The sequence below is a fragment of the Vibrio halioticoli NBRC 102217 genome (assembly GCF_000496695.1).
Classification (GTDB): Bacteria; Pseudomonadota; Gammaproteobacteria; order Enterobacterales; family Vibrionaceae; genus Vibrio; species Vibrio halioticoli.
Map to the genome: position 1 here is coordinate 1 of NZ_BAUJ01000030.1, position 20,614 is coordinate 20,614.

Consider the following 20,614-nt stretch of genomic DNA (forward strand, 5'->3'; position numbering starts at 1 on the left):
GTGACAAGCCTTTCTAATACTAATGTGTTTATTCGCCACCGAATACTGAGCCATTAAACGACGCTCACAGGGATTTACCACTTTTTTGCCATAGCTTCAGAGATCACTTCGGCTTTGAGGCGCTCCTCTGCATACATCTTCTTCAGTCGTCGATTTTCATCTTCTAACTCTTTCATACGCGCCATTAATGACGCATCCATGCCGCCATATTTTGAACGCCACTTGTAGAAGCTAGCTGTGCTCATTCCATGCTCTCGGCAAAGCTCAGGGATCGGTGTTCCAGCTTCAGCTTGCTTTAAGATCGCTAAGATCTGACTGTCCGTGTAACGTGATTTTTTCATATCGAATCTCCTGTATTAACTATACGAGAAAATTCTACTTTTGCATGCTGTTACTTTGTGGGGGGATTACCCTTCCTTAGCGAAAGCTTCAAGTTCTTTCTTATTCATATTGCCTATCCTTAGCCTTTAAGGCTTAGTTTAGGCAATTACACAGAATTTAGGACAGTCTCTACTGAGGTAATATTCAATGATATCATCAAATTTATCGGTGACTCGATAGTAGTTGAGTCACTCCGTGCTTTTGTTGAATTTCTTCTATCTCTATGAATTGTGTGGTTTATAGAGCTCTTTAGTGTAAGGGTTAGTGATTTCCGAAATTTCCCCACTTTTTAGGAGAAGAACCCTATCTGCAGTTGCAATCATCTTTGGACGATGAGCGATCATGAGTATAGGTAAGCCTGTATCTCTTAACGTCTTGCAAATCAATGATTCGGTTTCTATATCTAAGCTACTAGTTGCTTCGTCTAGGATCAAACAAGCTGGTTTCTTATATAATGCTCGCGCGATTAATATGCGTTGCTTTTGACCTGCAGATAGACTAGAACCCATTTCTCCTATTAGAGTGTGATACCCCATATTTAAGCGTTCTATATCCTCATGTATGTGAGCTCTTTTAGTGCAATAAACTAGCCATTCCTCATCAATATCTGTACTCCAAAAGGTTATATTATCAATGATGGAGCCACTAAATAATTGGTCTTCCTGACAAACAGCGCCTATACGCATCCTTATTTCTTTAATTGAAAGCTTAGAAGAACCAAAATACTCTATGCTTCCGGATGTTGGCTCGTAAAGACCAAGCAACAATTTTAAAATGGTGGACTTTCCTTCCCCAGAAGGACCAACAAGCGCAACAACCTCTCCTTGATTCAGCTGAAATGAAGCTTTTTCTAATAAAAGAGGTTCGGATACACCATAGGAGAAAGAGAGGTTACATACATTTATACACTCACTGCTTTTATCCACTTTTTCTTGTTTTATCTGCATCAAGTTTTGTCTACTACTCGCTTCTTTTTGTGTTAATACGATATCTGCTAGTCTCTCACTGTATACAGAAAGCATTTTGTATTCGAAAAATATATTAATTAATGAACTAATACTCCCAGAAAAACGTCCTTGATAAGACAAAAAAGCCACAAGCATTCCAATGGAAAATTGTTCACTTAATACTAAGTTTGCGCCAAGCCAAAGCACCGTTGCAGAAACTATACTGATCACACTAACATTGATTGTGTTGTAAATCATTTTTAGCTTCAATTCATGAAGTTGAGCATTTCTCCGGCTGATATTTAAATTTTTCCAAACAGACTCACGCCACGGTAGTGTTCCATTAACTCGTAAGCTTAAGACTCCTCTGACAGTTTCTAAAAAGTAACTATTTTCTCTAGCATGTGATTCCCAAGTATTTTCTTCGGCATGCTTAAATGTATTGAACCATGCGCAACGCAATAATATATATACTAGGGCAGCGATAATGGCGACGAATGAAAGCATTGGGCTATAAATGAGCATTACTGTTAGTGTTCCTAGTACAAGAATCGTATCAAGTAGAGCTTGTATTAGCCCAGTTGTGAGTGTGTTTTGAATAGTACTAATTGCAGAAAACTTGGCATTAATACCACCTATATTTCGTTTTTCAAACCATTCAATTGGCAATCGAAATAAGTGATAAAAGATATTTGCGGTCCATTGCATATTGAAATTTACAGACAAAGTGATGGTGGCCCACTCCTTTGCTAAACCGATTAGAGTTTGAGTAGCAACAATAAGAAGCATAGATAAAATGATTAAGATTAGTAAATTTTCATCATAGCCGACGAGCACTTCATCAATAACTATCTGGTTAAGCATTGGAATGAGTAAAGCGAGAAACTCTAAAACTAGAGCAAGAATAAATATTTTAAATAAAGATAATTTCAGACCAATAGTATTACCAATTAATGTCGAAATTTTAATTTTTTCTTTTACATCTTTCTCTTTGAATTCGTGAGTAGGTGATAGCTCAAGTGCTATACCAGTGAATTTTTTGTTGACATCACTTAAAGTTAGGTGCATTACTCCGTTAGCAGGATCATGAATAACAACTTTTTTTCCTGTAACAGATTTAAGTACTACGAAATGATTTAAATCCCAATGAAGAATGCAAGGCGTGTTTAATTTTTTTAGTTCATCAAGTTCGAGTTGGAGAGCTCTCCCTGAGAGCTTTATCTCTTCAGCACACTCCATGACCCTAGAAAGCGACATGCCGTGTTGAGTAGTTCCAAACATCTCCCTTAAACATCTTAAATTAACTTTGTATCCATGCCAGTCTGCGACCATGGCTAAACAAGCAACACCACATTCTGCATTTTCAGTTTGGCGCACTAAAGTTAATTTTTTGCCCCATCCCCAATCTAATTTACTATCTATTCTCACGCGTTAGATCTTCCCTTTAATGGTGTACAGCGGCTCTAATATCCACTCATAAATTTTCCGAGTATCAAGCTCTACATCTGCTGTCACCATCATGCCTGAAATGAGTGGTTCTTCTCGTCCATATACTGTGATAGTTGGCTTGGATAGCTTTACTCTGATTTGATACAAGCCTTCTACCATATGATTTTTTATTAATCGTTGGTTGTCGATCATGTCAGGAGCTACTGCTGACTTTGAAATGCTATCAATGACACCTATCTTAGTTCCAAATTTTTCATAGGGGAAAGCATCAAATCGTAGCCTCACTTTTTGTCCCACTTTCATGAATCCGATATTACGACTCGAAGCATATAGCTCAACAAAGGTATCATTACTTTCTGGAACAATTATGAGTAAAATTTGTCCCTCACTAACGGAATGCCCTTTTTCGATTAATATTGACGTTACAATGCCTTTAGTAGGAGAGCGAACTTGACTGTCACCGTGGGATAAAAACTCCACCTTATTTTGTGTTATTACTTCAAGTTGACTATCGAGGTTTTTAAGAGTTATTTTTAAATTAATATCGAAATTTTTACGGGTAGTGATCAAGTTTCGCCTCTCCCTCACTAACCTTTGAAGGCTCAAATTGTGACTTTCAACGTTAGATTGCTTAGACAGAAAATCCAATTGTTGCTTTTGATATTCGACTTCTGACAAATAGTTTTTATCAAGTAATTTTTTTTGCTTTCTTAATAAATTATTTGCTAATTTCAGCTCTTGTTTAGATAATTCAAGTACATTCTTCAAAATCCCTATTTCTATATCTAAGCGTTCTATATCCTCTGTTACAGCTTCATGTTCTAACGTAGCTTTATGTGATTCTTGTGATTTACGCTCTACAAGCAATTGATGCTGTTTCTCAATAGAAGCCAGTATCCTTTCTTTAGTCCCAATACCAGAACTATCAAATCGCTCGGTTTTTATTTTATAGAGAGGGGTTAGGTTATTTACCTTGTCACCCTCCTTGACAAATATTTTGTTGATATAGCCAAAGTCATTGGACTTAACTTTAACCATCCCCCCGATAGGGCTAACGATACCAGTCAATGTATCGCGCTTAGTGTATTCACCTAGCGCTACAAAGGAAACAATGAAAATTAGAATAAGTACTGAGAAAAAGAGAAAAATATTCTGATTAAAGGAAGAGACAATTAGTATATCACCACTATTATTTGTACTTTTTTCTTTAAAGTATTCAGCTCGATATAGTCCTTTATTTCTCTGCATAGATTTGATTTTACCAATCATATAATGGAACGCTTTGATGGTTCCATTGAAATTTTCCACGGGCAAGCCCGTGGAGGTTTTATTTCTTTAAATTTAAATGTTGTTCAATCGCACTTAATCGTTTAGATAGAATAAGCTCGTCAACGCTAAAATAAACTACACATAGTGCAATTAAAGTAACAAACTCAGTATTGTGATATCTATAAAATGTCGCTATTAATAAACTCGACTTTATAATTCTACCAAGCAATTCCGTGTTTTTGAAAGTCATCAGTGATTTCCACCATTTCTTTCCCATCCTCCAGCGAGTGCAGTTCCAGCACCTACCGCACCAACTATACGTCCAGGAACTCCTGGGACTACAGCACCAATGGCGGTTAAAGCCAAGCCAGTATTACGCAAATCTGAACGAAGTTTATCAGTATCACCGGGATTATTCTCACGCATGGCTTGTGCTCTGGTTCTATCTGGGCCATGAGTATTGTAGGCTCCTTCTGCCTCGCGGCCTCCAGATATTTTATTTACTTCAAACTTTGTTAATTGCTTCATTTTTATCTCCTTTTTGTTAATAAAGCACATATATTAGTAACATTCTGCAAGTGTTTGTTTCAAAGAATAAGGTGGATGTTGTGAACTAAATCAAATCGATATGCATGCATGAGATTATGCTTTACTATTAAATCTACCATTTAATATGCATCACCATTCACACGGTGCAGTAAATATACCTACTGAAATGAAGTTAAGCCCGAAATATATGAATATGGTATTATTCCCGTAGTTCAATATAACTTTGCGACAGAATCATATTAATAACCTGAACAAAGAGTTAGTCGATAATACCAATTCCGTTAATTTTATGATCTAATAATGAACTCTTAAAGGAGTAATGCCGATCAGTTAAGAAATTTTTCAGATCATTTGACCGATCTTTAAATTGCTTCAAAATACGATATTAGGAAATTAATATCGGATTTTTTATGTCTCTAGAAATCCAACTAGCCACTACCTTTAAGTCATGTAATACCTTCCATCACTTTGATAGATACTCTTATATTCTTAGTCCAGAGCTTATTCAGCAAGGCTTTGAGAAAGCAGGTGTAGCAACGGTTCGAAGACGACGGTTACCTCTTGAGGCCTTGCTTTGGTCTGTTGTTGGTATGAGCCTTTTTCGTCAGCAATCAGTTTGGGACATAGCTAACCAACTCGATATTGTCCTACCAGACAAACAGCGCTTTGTTGCTCCAAGTGCTGTCGTTCAAGCAAGGCAGCGGCTTGGCGAAGAAGGGGTTAAACAAGTATTTAAGGCGATGGCAGCTCAAAGCTACAAAACTTCTAGCTTTGAAAAATGGTGTGGATTAAATTTGCTTGCCGTTGACGGCGTTGTTTGGAGAACGATAGATACTCCCGAAAATCATCAAGAGTTTAAAGCCCAACATAATGGTGGAGCAGAAAATATCTACCCTAAGGTCCGAATGGTTTGCTTGATGGAACTGACAAGCCATCAATTAGTTGATAGCATTTTTTCAGACTATCGCACCAATGAAATGCGCCTTGCGGAAGAGCTTATTGAGCAAACTCCAGATCACTCCCTGACAATTTTCGATAAAGGGTACTACTCTACAGGGCTGCTTCATAAATGGAATAAAACAGGGTAAGAAAGGCATTGGATGCTTCCTATTAGGAATGACTTTCAATGCGAAGTTGTTCATAGATACAACAGAAATGACGCTATCGTGGCAATTAAAACAATGCCTCAGGCAAGGAAAAAGTTTGACGAACTTCCTGAATTTATTGAAGCGAGGTTAGTGTCTAAGACTATCAAAGGTAAAAAATATCAGGTGCTTACCTCAATGCGGGATGGACTAAGATTTCCAAGTGAAGAGATTGTTGAGCTCTATCGATATCGCTGGGAAATAGAGCTAGGGTATAGGGAAATGAAACAAACGCTGCTCGACAGCGAATATACATTGCGTAGCAAGCGTCCAGACATGGTTAAACAAGAGCTATGGGGGATTTTGTTGGCTTATAATCTGATAAGACAGGTCATGACAAAAGCATCAGAGCGACTAGCCAAATCAATTGAGCTTTACAAGTAGCGCAATGGCGGTCACTCAATATTTTGCCACACTGCCATTGACTAGCCCAGGTAATTTACCTAAGTATTACAAACAGTTACTTCAATAAATATCGTTGTTTATGTTGCCCGCACGACGGGAAGATAGGCGTTACCCACGCTGGGTGAAACTGAAACCAAAGAAATATGCTACAAATAGAAAAAATGCCAGTCGGCTTAACTGACTGGCATTACTACAAGACGACATCATTTCAAAAGGTGGAGACTATTGGTACAAAGAATCTTAACAAACGCTTCAAGTCGGACTCGCGAACGCGTGCTCATTTCGCTGCGCTATATTTTAGCGCACGTTGCTCGCCACTTAAGCGGGCGTTACTTTGCCATACCTCAGTTAATCCGTTTTATCCTAATTTAGTAATATACCTGACACAGAATTGTCCAATTATGAGTTACAACACCAACTGGTGGTGTGTGATCACCAAGGGATTCTGTCGTACGACTTTGTCATTGTTCGCGTTTAAGAGGGCTACTAGAGCTATTATTAGCAAAGGGCTGAGAGCCCACACTGGATTTTTTGCTGAGATAGGCGCAATTGAATGTTATTCGATATTCAACATAATGTATACAATGTGTACTTTAACAATGTAATCCGACCATCACTAATGAGTGACACTGTCACTAGAGTTGAAACAGAATAAACCGCAACTAATTAAACATAGCAATTAGCTGATCTGCACTGTAACCACCGTGCAACTTCTGGCCATTAATGAACAAAGTTGGTGTTCCTGTTACTTCAAGTTGAGCACCTAATGTTCTGGTTTTGGCTACTTGCGCTCTTGCTTTTTCGGCTTGAGCATTAACCGTATTGAGATCTACACCAAGGCCAACAATGGTTGAGTCGATAAACTCTTTAGAGAGCTGTCTAGCTCCCATAAGTGCATTGTGAAATTGATGGTACTTTTCAGAATCCGTGTAGAACAATGCTATACCCATGATCGCAGCATAAGCCGAGGTCGGTTGGTTCTGAAAAATGGGATACTCTTTTACGATAACTTTACCTTCAGGGTTCTTAGATAAAAATTCTTCAAGCGTTGGAGACAGGCGTTTGCAGTAACCGCAGTTGTAATCTACAAACTCAACAATTACGTGCTTGCCGTTGGGATTGCCCATTACTGGATCGTTAGCATCGTTGTATAGCGCACCGGTTAAAGTTTGAATCGCTCTTGATTTTTCGTGTTGTTTAATTTGGTCTTGCTCAAAGCGATACTTCGCAAGTGATTTGACAATCGTTTCAGGGTTATCCATGAGCTGTTTGTTAAAATCGCCAATGCTGTGATTATTCGACTGTTCGATGGTAACAATAGAATCGGCTACAGCAGCCACCGATTGTTTACTTGCGTAAGTGTTTTCCATGCTACTGAGTTGAGAGTATAAATATATGTTGCTTACCGTAAGTCCAGCAAGTGCGATACCAATGCCTAAGTAAATTCTGTTTGTATTTGTCATAGTAAATCCCTTTAATGATAAATTGTTTTAGAACCGTCCGAATCCAAGCCTTTGAGTTTGCTTACATTTATAAGAAAGTTAGCAAGATCACCCCTGGATTCATTTAAGACTCTTACTAGAGCTGATTGCTCTGCAATCACATCGCAACCACTATCAAAGAAATACAGTTTTTCGTCAGTTATTGTTGCGTCCAATAACCCTATAACGGGAATATTGTTCGCAAGTGCAAAATCGACTAGCTGATCTAGTAGTCGCTTTGCTTCGGCCATTGCTTCAGGTGAAGGTGCTGAATTTTTGTTCATTTATGACTCCAAGCTGATTTTTTGCACCTCCGCTCGTAGTTCGTGAGTGAATGAATGCAAGTATTTATCGGTACTTACTAAGCTCGTTTGGCCCAATAAATCTCTAATCTTTTCAATCGTTGTACCACTTCTTACTAATTGCAATGCGAAGAACTTACGCCAGCTGTGTGTCCCAAGTTTGAACTTTAGTTGAAGGTCATCTTGCACTGCGGAGTGGTGTCTATCCGCTGAAACTATGTGCATGGGGCGAGTAATTACACCGCCAAATTCGTCTGTTGTTTTACTTCTTGCATTAGCAAAAAGAAAATCTGAACCGCCTGAGAACAAGCGTGTTTCATCGACAATTTTTTTGATCTCATTAGTAGTGTATAGCGTGACAATCGACTTCCTAAGTGCATTTCTTTCTTTTTCTGCACTAAACTCACTATCTTTTCGACCCATTCTCATGTTGAAGGGCTTTTGCTGAACCACAGCTACAGAATCTTTAAAGTTCCCGTAGCTATCGTAAAAATCATCGTATCGTAACCATGTTGAGTCGCTGTAACGTAAGCCTGTTAGAGCTGACATTTGACAGCATAAACTTAGTATTGGACTTCGCTCATAGAGAGCGTCCAAAATACGATTTGCGTCCTTGACCGACTCAGGCGGCATTGAAGCCGTTTTTCTCTTTTTCTTGGGTGCTATTGAATCGAAATTTCTACCACCGATCAGGTTAGCGTCAACTCTTGGGTTAATTCGCCTCATCATCACTCTCTAATGTCTACTTGCTTGGTTAAGTTATACACAGAATTAGTGGATAACTTGTTTAGCCTTTAAATTATCATCATTTTGGAATTTCCAAACTCAATCTTAGCTAAAACACCAAACCCTTAATAATCAGTATCTTACGACACGCGCATACTGATTATTATAGCAAGTTTACGTTAAAAACTATGTAGTTTTTAACTTTATTCTATGCTTATTCATATTAATAACAAGTTGTGTTGGCGCATTATAAGATAGCAATAGTGTTACGCTGTCACGTAGTGCATTTATAGTGGTAATACAAACGTAGTTGCATAACCTTACACTTTGTATGGGTTTGTTACAGTGGTATTTACGACGTAAATGTATCTACTGTGTATGATTAATGAGAATTATTTATTTTTAGTCTAGAAGGAGATATTAAAATGGATGATTCTCCACTTTGGAATAATTCATGCTATCAAATTCATCAACAAAAATGTATTCAATGTCGTAATTGTGAACCAATATGTCCTGTTAATGCTATTAGAGATGAGACGGTAGGAGTTGGACCTGGCGGTACCGTTCATGTGATTTATATACATGAGAGTTGTATATGTTGTGCAAAATGCTTAGCTGTGTGCCCTGTTTCAGCTATCGATGAAATGTACGTTAATTCAAATAATGATTTGAGGTGTCAAAATGAATAGAAGAGATTTAATTAAACTTTCAATACTAGCTCCAATGTTGAGTATTGGAATTTTAGGTACAGGAGTACAAGCTCAACCGTTGTCTTCATTAGAAAATGGTTTGACATTTTTTTCTGATGGTACTCAAATAATAAAGAGTGATCATAGTACTTTAATTAGATTTAACAGTGGGGATATATATGATGATAATCAGATTATTTCCAATTATATAGCAACTACTAATAATACTCTTGTTTCATCTGTAGTCCGCGAGAGAGATAATATTGCTATTGATTTTAATCGTGCAGTTATCACAAGAAAATCATTAGGTGATGGAGAGTTAGATGATATAGCAGGAACAGAAGTGACTATAGTTTACAGTAATACTGGTAAAGTTCTTGAAACATACGATACAAAAGGTTTAGGTGAAACTAGAAAATTTATATATGTAGATGATAATACAGTTCATGTAGATAGCTCTATATATGGTTACTCTAAAAACTCAGAAGAATTTATGGATAACGTAAAGTCTACACTTTATGCGGTAAACTAGGCAGAAAGTTATAAGGGGTTATTCAATGATATGATAACCTCTTTTTAATCTTCTTTCGTGCTCAGACTCGAAGTAATCAAAAGCACTGCTAAAATCATCAAATGGCTTCTTACGTCTATGTTCAGCGCGTCCATACGTCCCGCCATAGCTTTTACAAACACACCAATTGAACATATCTCGTTCCAAAGATAGTGCGTAATATCGAGTGTCTTTTCGGTATGCAATGATCATAAAAAAACCTTGAACCATACAGGTGAAAATATAGTTCAAGGCGGAGGTTAAAACTATTAATTCTTTCTAAATAACTTAGGATTGTACCAAGGTGAATCTTTAGCCTTTAGCTGATTTTCAGTTATTGGTACAGTCGTAAATGAACAGTCACTACATTCAAAGTACGATTTTCCTTTATTTGGCCATTTCATGTTTATTTTTTTATAATCTATCGAATTACAATTAGGGCAACTACTACCCATATTACTTTTAGTTCTCTTTTCTTTCTTATATCCTATTGATGAATTTGATAGGTCAGCTAATATCATGTTAATTTGTTGACTGTAGTTTGTACCTGTCTTAACCCTAAAAAATGTGACTCCCGCACTCTTTAAAGCTATATTTTTTACTTTATCTCGTTTTAACGCGCTTGGTGTTAAATGTGATCTATCATCCAACTCTATTGCACATAATATTTTACTTGTTTTGCTGTCAGTAATAACAAAATCAATATGTTTACGAGAGATTTTATTGAATGATGTAATGTCTTTAGGGTTTCTAGGTAAAATAATATCCGCTAATCTTACTTTTTGAGCTATATCAAATTGATGACCATTGAACATGCTTTTTAATACCAAGTAGAATTTCTGCTCCGTCTTGGTATTCAAGTTAGATATTGGCTTATATTTATGTTTAAATGCTGATACTGTATTCATTAAGAATACGACACCTGTAAACATAAGTAATGCAAATAATAAGTAGATTAGATTTTGACTACTTAGTAAGTCTAATGCTTTTTCAACCTGCATAATGTCATCCCTCTTTTTATATCTTATCTTTCAGATTGAATGAAATCGTATCGTTCTCCTTGAGAATATATAGATGGTATTATGTGAGTATTTAAACTATATATTGTTTTATCAAAACAATCGCAATTCCACGCTGAATTATCGGTATTTTCCATAAACTGAGTTCTTGGCAAAGTAGATGAATAGTATTTGTAATTTTCGGGTAAGGTAGCAGTAAGATCTTTTATAAATTTCTCGTATCCATCAAGTCCTTTATAACCTTTAACATAGTTTTTGTCGAACACCATAAAATTAGCAATCTGTACTCCCCACCAGTTTGTATCACCAGTGACTACATACTTTGTTTTGTCACTATTTAATTCAAAGGCATTTTTATTATCATAATAGTGGTTAGTAACCATGCCAAAAATAGCTTTATCATTTATTTGATAGGCTGTTGTTCCTGACCTTTTTTTTGTTCTCTCTTTTAAGGTCACTTTTTCTATTTTATTACCTTTGCTTTCAAGTAATTCAATAGTTTTAGTTTGAATTATTTTGGTTGCTACCTGTTTTGCTTGTACGCCATCACTTGCTTGTGTTGCATCAACACTGACAATCCAACCAGAGCGCGAGCTTGGATGTTTAGATGATGCTATGTTAGCGGCTGTACCGCCTACAACATCGATCACACCAGTAAAGTTGCCTGTTAAGATGGAAATCGCACCAAAGAACACAGATGCGTTTCCGCCATTTGGCTTGTTAAATTCTTTCTCAATAGTTTCGACTTCATCTTGAGAGAAGTCTTTAAGTGGGCTTTGATAAGTCCTTCCACCGAAGCTATACGGTTGCGTCAAATACGTTCCGTAAGCCATATTATAAGCATCACTTGCTTGAGTGAGATCTACGGGTTCAGGCTTACTCGAACATCCAGTAACAATTAAACCTAATGAAAAACTTATAATAATATTCTTAATCATATTTTAATTCCCTTAATGATTACCTATTAATATTAGATTAGCATACCTTTTTATATTCCAAACTATTCATCAATAGTATATGATGTATTCCACGCATCTTCATAAGCATCGCGCCTTATTTGGTCTGCATCTATATTACTTGCTCTTTCTACGTTACGTTCAATTACATTTTGACGGCTTAAATCTTTTTCATAATTCAAATTAGAGCCACTACCTGTTAGCGAATCGGCATCAATATTTATCATATCGGTATAGTTACCCGTTTTTATTAATATACCCATCCATTCATCTAGATTAATGTTGTCCCAATCTACATCTTCTAGTTGTTCTATAGCCAAGCCGGTACAGTTAGGATTTTTAGGTGTTCCCCAATCAAGGCCCATATGAGGTTGGGCGTAAACTTGTTCCATCATTATTCTTGATAATGGTGAATCATATGAGCAGTAGACTTGTCGTTTCTCTATACACGCTCCTAGAACTTCATCTTTGCAATAAGAGCCAATGTAGTGTGTTGAATAAAGGTCTTTCTTCATAGCTAAATCAAGCTCAGCTTCTTCACACTCATATATGATGTTTACGAGAAGATTAAAGACCACATACGCGAGATAAGCGTAATAAACCACCATTAGTGCATTTCCGACAGCAGCCATTTCCGCAGACCAAGCAACAGCTCCTTCAGCCGTTGTTTGGAAGAACATACCTGCAAGTTCTTCACCAAATCTTTCAGCTAAAAAGTCGTTCGTATACGACATTAAGGCTTGGCCCACTCCCGCCGAACCTCCCGCCCCTGCTGCACTTGTACTTTCTGTTAGAGTAATATCAAAAGCTGACGCAAATTCTGTTTTAACGGTACTCCACGCAGATCCAGCCGCTTCAGTCGTCCAATTGCTTGCTATATCCCACGCACCAGTGTAGCCCTCAAGTTCAAACACCTGTCCTGTTAAGGCATCGAATTGCAAGGTTTTGCTGATCAAACCAATGTAATCACCAAGTGATATAGTCGTTGGATTTTTACAGCAATCTTGAACACCACCCACGGCAATCTTACATTCTGAGGCTGTACCTTTGAAAAGTTCACAGCTTACATTTCCACTTACAACAGATTGAGTTGTTCCCGCTACGCTATTGGTCGAGGTACTTGTTAAGCTCATAATTTGCTGTTGTCCAACCGCGACCATATCTTTTTGTTGCTCAGCTTCTATAGCCGCCGCTACAAATTGCTCACCAACATAACTCTGCATGGAAGACTGTGTTACCTGTTCTTCTTCCGTCAGTGTGCCTATATCTTCCGCTACTGCCTTACTTGTCGTTAACGAAAGCATCATTTCAAATGGAGCTAATACACTCTCCAATATATTCTTCGTAACATCGTAATTAAGTTGTTCTTTACTCTCACTTTTTGCTGTAGTTGATATTGAGCACATATTTGTAGTTGCATCAAACACAGGTAGGAATGATGGACAAGTCCATGTAGGGCTTACACTACTATCATCTTTAATACATTGTGTTTGAGAGGAATTAAGACTGTACCCAACCGGGCAACTCTTTGTCGCAAAATACGTTTCAGGATCGCTAGTTCGACAAATGGAACTTTCCCACGCCGAATATAGACCTGGACTACCAAACCATTGGCAATCTTCAGTAAGCACATTTTGGGCGTTTCCATTCTCTGAATAAGTAAAGTTACCGACCTTAACACTAGGCATATCACCTGTTGGTGATGGCTCTGAGAACGCATAAACAAATTGGTTATCCCATCTGTAGAAACGTAAATCTTTTGCTCTACTACAGTAATAATCACCATTCGTTGTTGTATATGATGAATGATTGTATATATCTTGTCGGCATTCAGTATGTTCAGCTATTTGGCACTGATCATTATTTAAAACACCTCCCGTTGGGCAATCAAGTGTTGGCTCTACACTATCTGCAACACACATTGAAGACGCTGAATCAAACGTATATCCAGTTAAGCAGCTAGGCGTTGCAGGTGCTTCATATCCATCAATAGGGCTGTATTCATTACTCTTACATACCGTTTCGTTTTCAAAGAAGTTTGGGTAAGACGGAGGGCAACTGTACTCTACGGGCATTGTGGGCGGTTGCTTAACACAATACTGTTTTGTTATATCAAGCTCATAACCACTTTCGCATACTTCTTGCGGGGCTGTTGTAATGGTTTGAGAACACACCCCCCTGATAGAGAGTATCCAGACGGACAATACAATGTTGCTCCAACTGTTGAGGTCACTGTTCTTTCACAGACACTACCGTTCGCAGTCCAACCTAGACCACAGCTTCCGTAAGTTTTTGCTATGGAAGTAGAGTACGGTAGAGGATTACCGTTACCACCGTAATTATCTGGCGTACAGTTAAATGAACAAGCCGTTGAGGTTTGAGATTGATAACGACATACGAACACGCCACTATTGAAGTTACTTTGATCGCAAGTTAAAGGACGAGCTGTAGTTTCTACCGTAGATTTGGTGCATTGAGTACCGTTTTGTGTGTAGCCCGATGGACAGCTATATTGGACATTCGAGGTTAGAGTTTGGCTACATTGGCCATTAACTAAAGTAAACCCTGCACCGCAGGTGTAATTTGCTTCTGTTTGTGGCGCGAGACAAATATCATCACTGTCATCAAACGGTGTTCCCGCACCAATTAATGTATAGTCAGGTTCAGTACACGATAGACTAGGCGGCACTTCACAGTACCCTGTTTTAGGGTTGATTTCGTGTAGAAGACTAGGGCAATTTTCAGGCGTGATCGCCCTTGCATCATTTGCGCAAACCTCATAGAACGTATCTGTTGCGAGTTTTTTCTTTGCTTCACCACAAGTGTATGTGATTGATCCTATTGTTATAGGTGAACAACTCGTAATACTATTATCATCAGCAATCACAGTATTATTCGTTAAGATCTGAATACCGTTTCGTGGACTAGCGGCGTAAAAATCATTTTCAGAGTAAGCACAAGAGAGTTGCTTTAAACACATATCCGCATCAACATTATATGTGTAGCCATAATCACACGTAGGAACAGGCAAATAGTCATCAGGCGTATTATTGGGATCATAAGCACGGTCAGGTATTCCCTCACAAGTCATATCTGCAAATGCAAATTTCAGCATTTCCATGTACGCATTGACTTCACCAAAACTGGTATTGGCTAGATCACGGTCAGGGCTATAACATCCCTCACCGACACACATTAACTGGCCATCACAGCGCAATACATCTTCTTCAGTCTCAGTACCTTCATTTACAGTAAAACCACAATCATAAGTGTCTTCTTGTACATAACAGTTACCAGAGTCAGCATCAGTTCCTTCGACACACTCAGTTTTAATATAACTACATTCAGGATTTGCTTCGTACTCCGTGCAAGTATTGCGGTTTTCAGTTGTATTATCGTAACAGTGCTCTACCCCTTGTAGATCTGTAGTACACCACTCGCCTTTATTGAAATCACATGTCGAACTCACGGAAACAGATTTGCAAAATGGACTTATGCCAAGTTCAGATAATGGGTTATCGCCGAAATTTGATTCACAGACTCTTAACCCATTAATCGTCGTGCATCCTTCCGCATCAAGTGTTGGCATGTTTGTGCATCGAATTTCACCAGTGCAAAAGCCATCATCTAATTGCTGTTGTATTTCATGCGCTTGAGCTATTTTTTCTGCGTCTGTCCATACATCGTTGTAAATTAGATCTTCATAGTTGTAATGAACTCTAACAAGAGAATATCCTTCACCACCGTCAGTAACAGAGGTACGAGTAAGGAAGTTCAAGTCAGAGTGTGGAGTCAATTCTGTAAAATAACCCAGCAAGTCAACATTTGGATTGAGATCCCATGATGTATTTAGTTCGCAAGAACCTTCGGTTTCAGGTGGAAACAACTCGTTTGGACCATTCCATACTTTTGTTCCGTTTAAATAGACTTGGTGATAATCATCAAACTTAGAACGAGCCAATGTAGCCGCTGTAATTGACTGTGGTTGAATGACCTCAATTGACATAGCTTCTTCATAAACAGAGCAATATCCGCCCCAATAGTCATCTCCGATAGTACCTAACCAAACTTCTAAGCATCCCAATCCACAAGGCGATAGATTAACAGGGCCAGATCTATGCTTGATAACCCCCACATCGTACTCATGATTAATCGTAAAACTGGCTTCTATGGCCGGTAATTTAGTGCAAATTTCGTATTTAGGTACGTGGATTTCTCGACCATTACTAACAAGCTCTGTGCTAATTTCACAGTTCGCAAAACCACTGGCAATTTCTTCTAGATTGTTAAAAACATCGTCAGTTACAGACCAAATAGGATCGTTTGATAAGTCAGGTTTTTGACGGTTGAATGAACTCTTAGTTATGTGATAAGCACGTTCACCCGCCGATTCAGCCGTGTCTAACGTCTTCTTATCATACGTTTTTTGAGCAGTTTCACCGCCCATTAATGTTTTAGAGTCACTACCGTAAGTGTTGGTATCAGCGGGAGCATAAGAGTTGTATTGTTGACCAGATAATTCTTCAGTCGAAAAGATGATATTTCCGTTGTGAGTTAGATTTCCCGCATCATCAAAAGTTGGTGTAGCACGTTGGTTTCTTAATTCTTTCGCATATTCATTTGCTTCATTTACCGCATTATAAAAATCATCTTGAGCATAGGCTAGATGTACAGTCATGCTTTGAGTCGTTAGCAGTAATAGCCACGTAATTGATTGGCCTATAAAACCTCTAATTCGATCATATAACAACATAACAGCACATCCCTATTCAAGTTTCATATGCGCCCCCTTGCGAGGGCTACATACCTACGCAACGGCTTTTGTTTCATCCTCTTTTTGAGGTACTTCTTCAGCTGTAATACTGGTTTCTTCAATATTGGTTTCTTTAGCATCGGTATCGGTAAGTTCTTTAATTGAAGCGTTCACTTCATCTTCTTTACCTTCACTTTGTGCCAGCTTCCTTGCAATTTTCGACATGTTGATAATCTGTCTAGAAACGTTGCGCATATGACGGCCAAGTTTAAGAACCTTACTGTTACGCTGTGAAGAAGACAGCTCACAGTTAAGCCAGAGGCGATCAATAAGATTCGTGTTCAACTCGAACTTATTAAAGAGCTTGAGGTACGTTGCGCACAGTGGCGAATAGACTTTGTAATCTTTAGAACGCTGCTCTGTGTATGAAATATCTTCAATGTCATTCTCATCTACAATGGCAAGCAATTTGTCTATCTCTTTATCAAAAAGCTGAAGTTTCTTTTCAAAGAGTTCAGCAATTTTTTGATTGGCTTCATCCGCAACTTCTTGGCTACCGATGTAGAACAAAATCACATCAATGCTGTAGATCGCCGACATTGTTTGATTGACGTATGTTCCCATCGCATCAATAGACGCTTCTGAGTTCACTACGACCGTTTTTTTTAGCGCAGGTCGTGAATATTTACGCTTCGCTGTTTTAGCCATAATCAGTTCTCCGTTGATTGATTGACTTGTTCCATCTGATTTATTTCATTAATCAGAAAGTTTTGCGGTACTCCGCAAATCACTGAATCCGCGCATCCTGTTAAAAATAAGCAGATTAATATCCCTATTTTCATTCGTTTAGCCTTGCTAGATTTGTTTGAACAATACCAATATATTTCTGTCTAGCTTTCTCGGTTCTGTTTGAATATCCTGCGTTATAAGCTCCAACCGAAAGCCAAGTCTCCCCTGATGTTTCAAAGTTTTGAGCCAATATCCATGCCCCAACAAAAACGTTTGTACAGGGATCGTTAATCACAACATCACGCGATATGCCTTTAGCTTCTAGTCGTTCAAACCAAGTCGAATTGATCTGCATTAGTCCGTAATCCGCCGTGCCATTTCGATTTTTATCGTTAAAAGCAGACGGGTTCATTGACGATTCTGTGAACGCAATTGCCTTCAGTAACTTAGGGTTCACATCGAACACTCTCCCGGCTTCTTCAAAGCAAAAAGCTGAAGCATTAGTTGAAATGAGAGCAATCGTTAGAAGAAGTTTTTTCATGGCCATTCTCCCTCAGTGCTTAATCGTAATATGTGGTGCAACAGTCGTTATAACGCCATAGCATATAGATCGCGTCTTCTTTACTTGGTATGTTGCGCCATTCTCCCCACTGCAATGCAGGTGCGCCTATTTGATGCGCAGAGCTACGTTCTGGTACGGGGTACATCATGTTCATCTTGTATTGAGATTTAGGAATTGTTGGGAATATTGGTGCTTCACACAGTGCATCGTCACCTACGGTTTGTCTGGCCAACATTCTTCTATGAAGTGCTGCGACTGAACGAGTTGCTAATAGACTCGTTTTAGAAGCGTTAGAACTTTTGTTCGATACGAACCCTGAAAATGGATATAAGCCACCCCATGCACCCGCGCACCAGTACAAGCTATCAATAGGTGGTCCAACTGCGGCGGCACTTGCATCACCTATACAAGCGGCAAGAGAAATAGGGTTGGCAAACATGGCAGATTCAGGCGAAGCGAAAAAAGAAAGTTCTGGATCGTTCCATGTAGGATCAAGCTCTGAAACATACAGTAAATCCATGCTTAAATAGCCATCACCACAGCGGTTTGCGACAACCATTTCCAACATCAAAAGTAATGGATAACTGAAATAATGGTAATGCCAAAAACCCGCTGATGCGCCTTGCCCAATACCTTGATCATTTGAGCCCGTAGTTCCTCTAAGACGCTTATTTGTCATACCAAGTTCAGCACCACCTAGAGTCATCATGCAATCTGGTGTGCGTGTCAGCTCAATAATTCGAGCAGGTTCAAACATCGACTGAGTGAAGCCAGGAACGAAAACACCTAAATCATCTTGGCAAGCACAAAAAGCCTTATTTGTTGCCCCATTTGGCACACCTGAACCTGATGGCCCAATTTGCGTACCGGCTAATCGAATTGGATACATTGCATTCCAAGGAACATCACTGATCATTGAAGCCGATAATATGTTTGCGTTATCACAAGAACCAAGCTCATGCGGTTCTGTGTCGTCAGCAAATGATTGAGGCATAGCCAAGGCAGTTAAAATGCTAAATGACAATAAAGAGCGCATCACTCACCCCCTACCAAAACTTCTCGTATGATGAAGTTTTTATTGGTGTTATCAGCAGTTATTACAGAGGGAATAACCATTAGATTAAACCCTGTAATTAACTCTTGGTTTAACTGCATCACAGGGGCATTAAGTTCGTTTTCAACCGCTTTAACAGCATCCCATTTCAATGCTCTATCGAAACGAGTAGTCACGTAAGTAGTTTTAAAATCTGTTTGAGGAAGTGATTTAACAAATGCCATTTGATCTTCATTAGTCGCATCAAAAATGACTAAACGCTGAGTGAACGGCATTACTTCTAATGTATTGAACTGTTGCCCTTGTGCGAATAAGACCGTGCCATCATCGAGCGCAATATCTTCATTCAGCGTAATTAGAGGCGTGAAAATACGTTCTTGTGAATAAGTCGCATTAGGTAGCTGATAGAACACGGCGTGTTCCCAATAGCGTTCTACCGCTTCTTTTTTGATTTTATCGGTATCCAAGTTAGCCATACGCTCTTTCATTACCTCATTTAAATCCCTTTCGGATATGGTAACGACTGACCCATGATTTCCTAAATCGCCTAACTCACCTCGTAGCACCTTATTTTCCATATACACAGGGTTTGCTAGGCCAGTAGCGGAAGCCAGCAACGTTTCACCGTGATACGTTAAAATCATCGGTGCGCTTACTGCTTGGACTTCTGCAAATGGCCTTGGATCTAGCACTACATGAGGTAGGTTCTGAAAACCATCCAATAAGTGCAAGATACGCATACCTACATCATTAATAGTTTTCTCATTTGGCAGTAAACCGCGAATCGCAAAGGAAACGTCATCGCGGTATTCTAGCTTCTTAAATAGCTGATGCAGTTCGACTAAACCCATTGCATCACTGATTAAAATCACATGATGCAAAGTCTCAGCAGTAAGATAGAGAGGATCTTTGTCGGTAGTCTCTACAACCCCTTCTTTTTGCAATAGTAGGTGTTCTAAAAAGCCATCTTCAAGCATCGCCTTACCCTTGCCGATAGAGCGAGCTACATTGCTATCTGAATGCTCATATGACGCTATGGCCCTTTCGTGGGAGAGAAGACCAAACATTAAGACGCTCAGACAGAGCTTTTTAATTGTGAGTGCTACCATAATGGATTTGCGCCCCCTACTAATTGGTCTTGATTGACCAAGCCGTAGTAACGGCTATCAAAAGAACGTGGTGCAGTACGACTACCGACAAAGAAAAAATGACCTTCAGGTATCACGAAGGTTTTATGATAGTGTTCAGGTGAAACACCTAATTTTTCTGCCGCAGCATAATTACCATCGGCTATCTGAGTGCCATTGATGAATACGCCATGTTTATTTTGAACAACATGATCCCCAGCGACTCCCGCAAGGTACTTACCTATTGGTTGACCATCTTCAAAATATGGAGTCATATTTCGAGCTGTGAATGTGTAAATTCCGCCTCTTTCAAAGGTCGTCACGGAGCGATCTACGAGATAAACTGAATATTCAGGAATGCAACGTTCAGCTTGAGTATCAAAAACGACTTGATAGCGTTGGCCAACTAAGTGAAAAAGTATGCTCGCACCAATGACCATGAAGATACCGAGCCATATCATTTTTGTTAGTATCCATAATGGATGTTGACGTTGAGTAGTAGCTTCCATGCTCAGACCCTC

General features: G+C 38.8%; 18 protein-coding genes and 2 pseudogenes. 3 read left to right on the forward strand and 17 right to left on the reverse strand.

Features of this window, described 5'->3' with window-relative positions; all coding sequences use genetic code 11:
• From VHA01S_RS10200 to VHA01S_RS10220, 4 genes and pseudogenes are all read right to left on the reverse strand, one after another.
• A pseudogene (locus VHA01S_RS10200) lies at window positions 1-341 on the reverse strand (transposase); the annotation flags it as partial.
• A gap of 261 nt (window positions 342-602) precedes the next feature.
• Window positions 603-2,756: a peptidase domain-containing ABC transporter gene (locus VHA01S_RS10205; RefSeq protein ID WP_023404281.1), complete on the reverse strand. Its 2,154-nt coding sequence runs from the start codon at window positions 2,754-2,756 to the stop codon at window positions 603-605.
• Between the two features lie 3 nt (window positions 2,757-2,759).
• Entirely contained in the window at window positions 2,760-4,085 is a 1,326-nt protein-coding gene (locus VHA01S_RS10210) for an HlyD family secretion protein (RefSeq protein ID WP_240432785.1), read from the reverse strand.
• A 210-nt stretch (window positions 4,086-4,295) separates the two neighbouring features.
• Window positions 4,296-4,574: a hypothetical protein gene (locus tag VHA01S_RS10220; RefSeq protein ID WP_023404284.1), complete on the reverse strand. Its 279-nt coding sequence runs from the start codon at window positions 4,572-4,574 to the stop codon at window positions 4,296-4,298.
• A 431-nt stretch (window positions 4,575-5,005) separates the two neighbouring features.
• Here VHA01S_RS10220 and VHA01S_RS10225 point away from each other — a divergent pair.
• Window positions 5,006-6,326, forward strand: a pseudogene (locus VHA01S_RS10225) (IS4 family transposase).
• A gap of 481 nt (window positions 6,327-6,807) precedes the next feature.
• Here VHA01S_RS10225 and VHA01S_RS10230 read toward each other — a convergent pair.
• Genes VHA01S_RS10230 through VHA01S_RS10240 form a run of 3 tightly spaced genes read right to left on the reverse strand, consistent with a single transcriptional unit; the run spans window position 6,808 to window position 8,654 of the window.
• Window positions 6,808-7,608 carry a DsbA family protein gene (locus VHA01S_RS10230; protein WP_023404287.1) on the reverse strand — a complete coding sequence of 267 codons (801 nt, stop codon included), beginning with the start codon at window positions 7,606-7,608 and terminating at the stop codon, window positions 6,808-6,810.
• Window positions 7,609-7,619: 11 nt separating this feature from the next.
• Window positions 7,620-7,910, reverse strand: coding sequence for a hypothetical protein (locus VHA01S_RS10235; RefSeq protein WP_023404288.1), 291 nt, complete (start codon window positions 7,908-7,910; stop codon window positions 7,620-7,622).
• Entirely contained in the window at window positions 7,911-8,654 is a 744-nt protein-coding gene (locus VHA01S_RS10240; protein WP_039970646.1) for a tyrosine-type recombinase/integrase, read from the reverse strand.
• 425 nt (window positions 8,655-9,079) lie between these two features.
• On the opposite strand from VHA01S_RS10240, the gene VHA01S_RS18115 reads away from it, so the two are divergent.
• Both VHA01S_RS18115 and VHA01S_RS10245 read left to right on the forward strand, forming a co-directional pair.
• On the forward strand, window positions 9,080-9,343 hold the full coding sequence (locus VHA01S_RS18115; RefSeq protein ID WP_023404290.1) for a 4Fe-4S binding protein: 264 nt from the start codon (window positions 9,080-9,082) through the stop codon (window positions 9,341-9,343).
• Window positions 9,336-9,875 carry a hypothetical protein gene (locus VHA01S_RS10245; protein ID WP_023404291.1) on the forward strand — a complete coding sequence of 180 codons (540 nt, stop codon included), beginning with the start codon at window positions 9,336-9,338 and terminating at the stop codon, window positions 9,873-9,875. The genes VHA01S_RS18115 and VHA01S_RS10245 overlap by 8 nt, the downstream gene beginning before the upstream one ends.
• An 18-nt stretch (window positions 9,876-9,893) precedes the next feature.
• On the opposite strand, the gene VHA01S_RS10250 is transcribed toward VHA01S_RS10245, so the two are convergent.
• The 10 genes from VHA01S_RS10250 to lepB all read right to left on the reverse strand — a co-directional run bounded on the left by VHA01S_RS10250 (window position 9,894) and on the right by lepB (window position 20,602).
• On the reverse strand, window positions 9,894-10,106 hold the full coding sequence (locus VHA01S_RS10250; RefSeq protein WP_023404292.1) for a hypothetical protein: 213 nt from the start codon (window positions 10,104-10,106) through the stop codon (window positions 9,894-9,896).
• Between the two features lie 56 nt (window positions 10,107-10,162).
• Window positions 10,163-10,894, reverse strand: coding sequence for a DUF2726 domain-containing protein (locus VHA01S_RS17835; protein ID WP_023404293.1), 732 nt, complete (start codon window positions 10,892-10,894; stop codon window positions 10,163-10,165).
• A 23-nt stretch (window positions 10,895-10,917) separates the two neighbouring features.
• Complete coding sequence (locus VHA01S_RS10260) at window positions 10,918-11,850, reverse strand: hypothetical protein (RefSeq protein WP_023404294.1); 933 nt, start codon at window positions 11,848-11,850, stop codon at window positions 10,918-10,920.
• Between the two features lie 62 nt (window positions 11,851-11,912).
• The gene (gene traN, locus VHA01S_RS10265) at window positions 11,913-13,943 is read right to left on the reverse strand and encodes a conjugal transfer protein TraN (protein WP_023404295.1); all 2,031 of its coding nucleotides are present in this window, start codon (window positions 13,941-13,943) and stop codon (window positions 11,913-11,915) included.
• Between the two features lie 32 nt (window positions 13,944-13,975).
• Window positions 13,976-16,546, reverse strand: a complete 2,571-nt coding sequence (locus VHA01S_RS17840; protein WP_156916968.1) for a hypothetical protein — start codon at window positions 16,544-16,546, stop codon at window positions 13,976-13,978.
• A gap of 129 nt (window positions 16,547-16,675) precedes the next feature.
• The gene (locus tag VHA01S_RS10275) at window positions 16,676-17,329 is read right to left on the reverse strand and encodes a hypothetical protein (protein ID WP_023404297.1); all 654 of its coding nucleotides are present in this window, start codon (window positions 17,327-17,329) and stop codon (window positions 16,676-16,678) included.
• A 130-nt stretch (window positions 17,330-17,459) separates the two neighbouring features.
• On the reverse strand, window positions 17,460-17,891 hold the full coding sequence (locus VHA01S_RS10280) for a lytic transglycosylase domain-containing protein (protein ID WP_023404298.1): 432 nt from the start codon (window positions 17,889-17,891) through the stop codon (window positions 17,460-17,462).
• Window positions 17,892-17,910: 19 nt separating this feature from the next.
• On the reverse strand, window positions 17,911-18,948 hold the full coding sequence (locus VHA01S_RS10285) for a TraU family protein (protein WP_023404299.1): 1,038 nt from the start codon (window positions 18,946-18,948) through the stop codon (window positions 17,911-17,913).
• Entirely contained in the window at window positions 18,948-20,033 is a 1,086-nt protein-coding gene (locus tag VHA01S_RS10290; RefSeq protein ID WP_162891012.1) for a hypothetical protein, read from the reverse strand. The genes VHA01S_RS10285 and VHA01S_RS10290 overlap by 1 nt, the downstream gene beginning before the upstream one ends.
• A gap of 35 nt (window positions 20,034-20,068) precedes the next feature.
• Complete coding sequence (gene lepB / locus VHA01S_RS10295) at window positions 20,069-20,602, reverse strand: signal peptidase I (RefSeq protein WP_023404301.1); 534 nt, start codon at window positions 20,600-20,602, stop codon at window positions 20,069-20,071.
• Window positions 20,603-20,614: the final 12 nt, after the last annotated feature.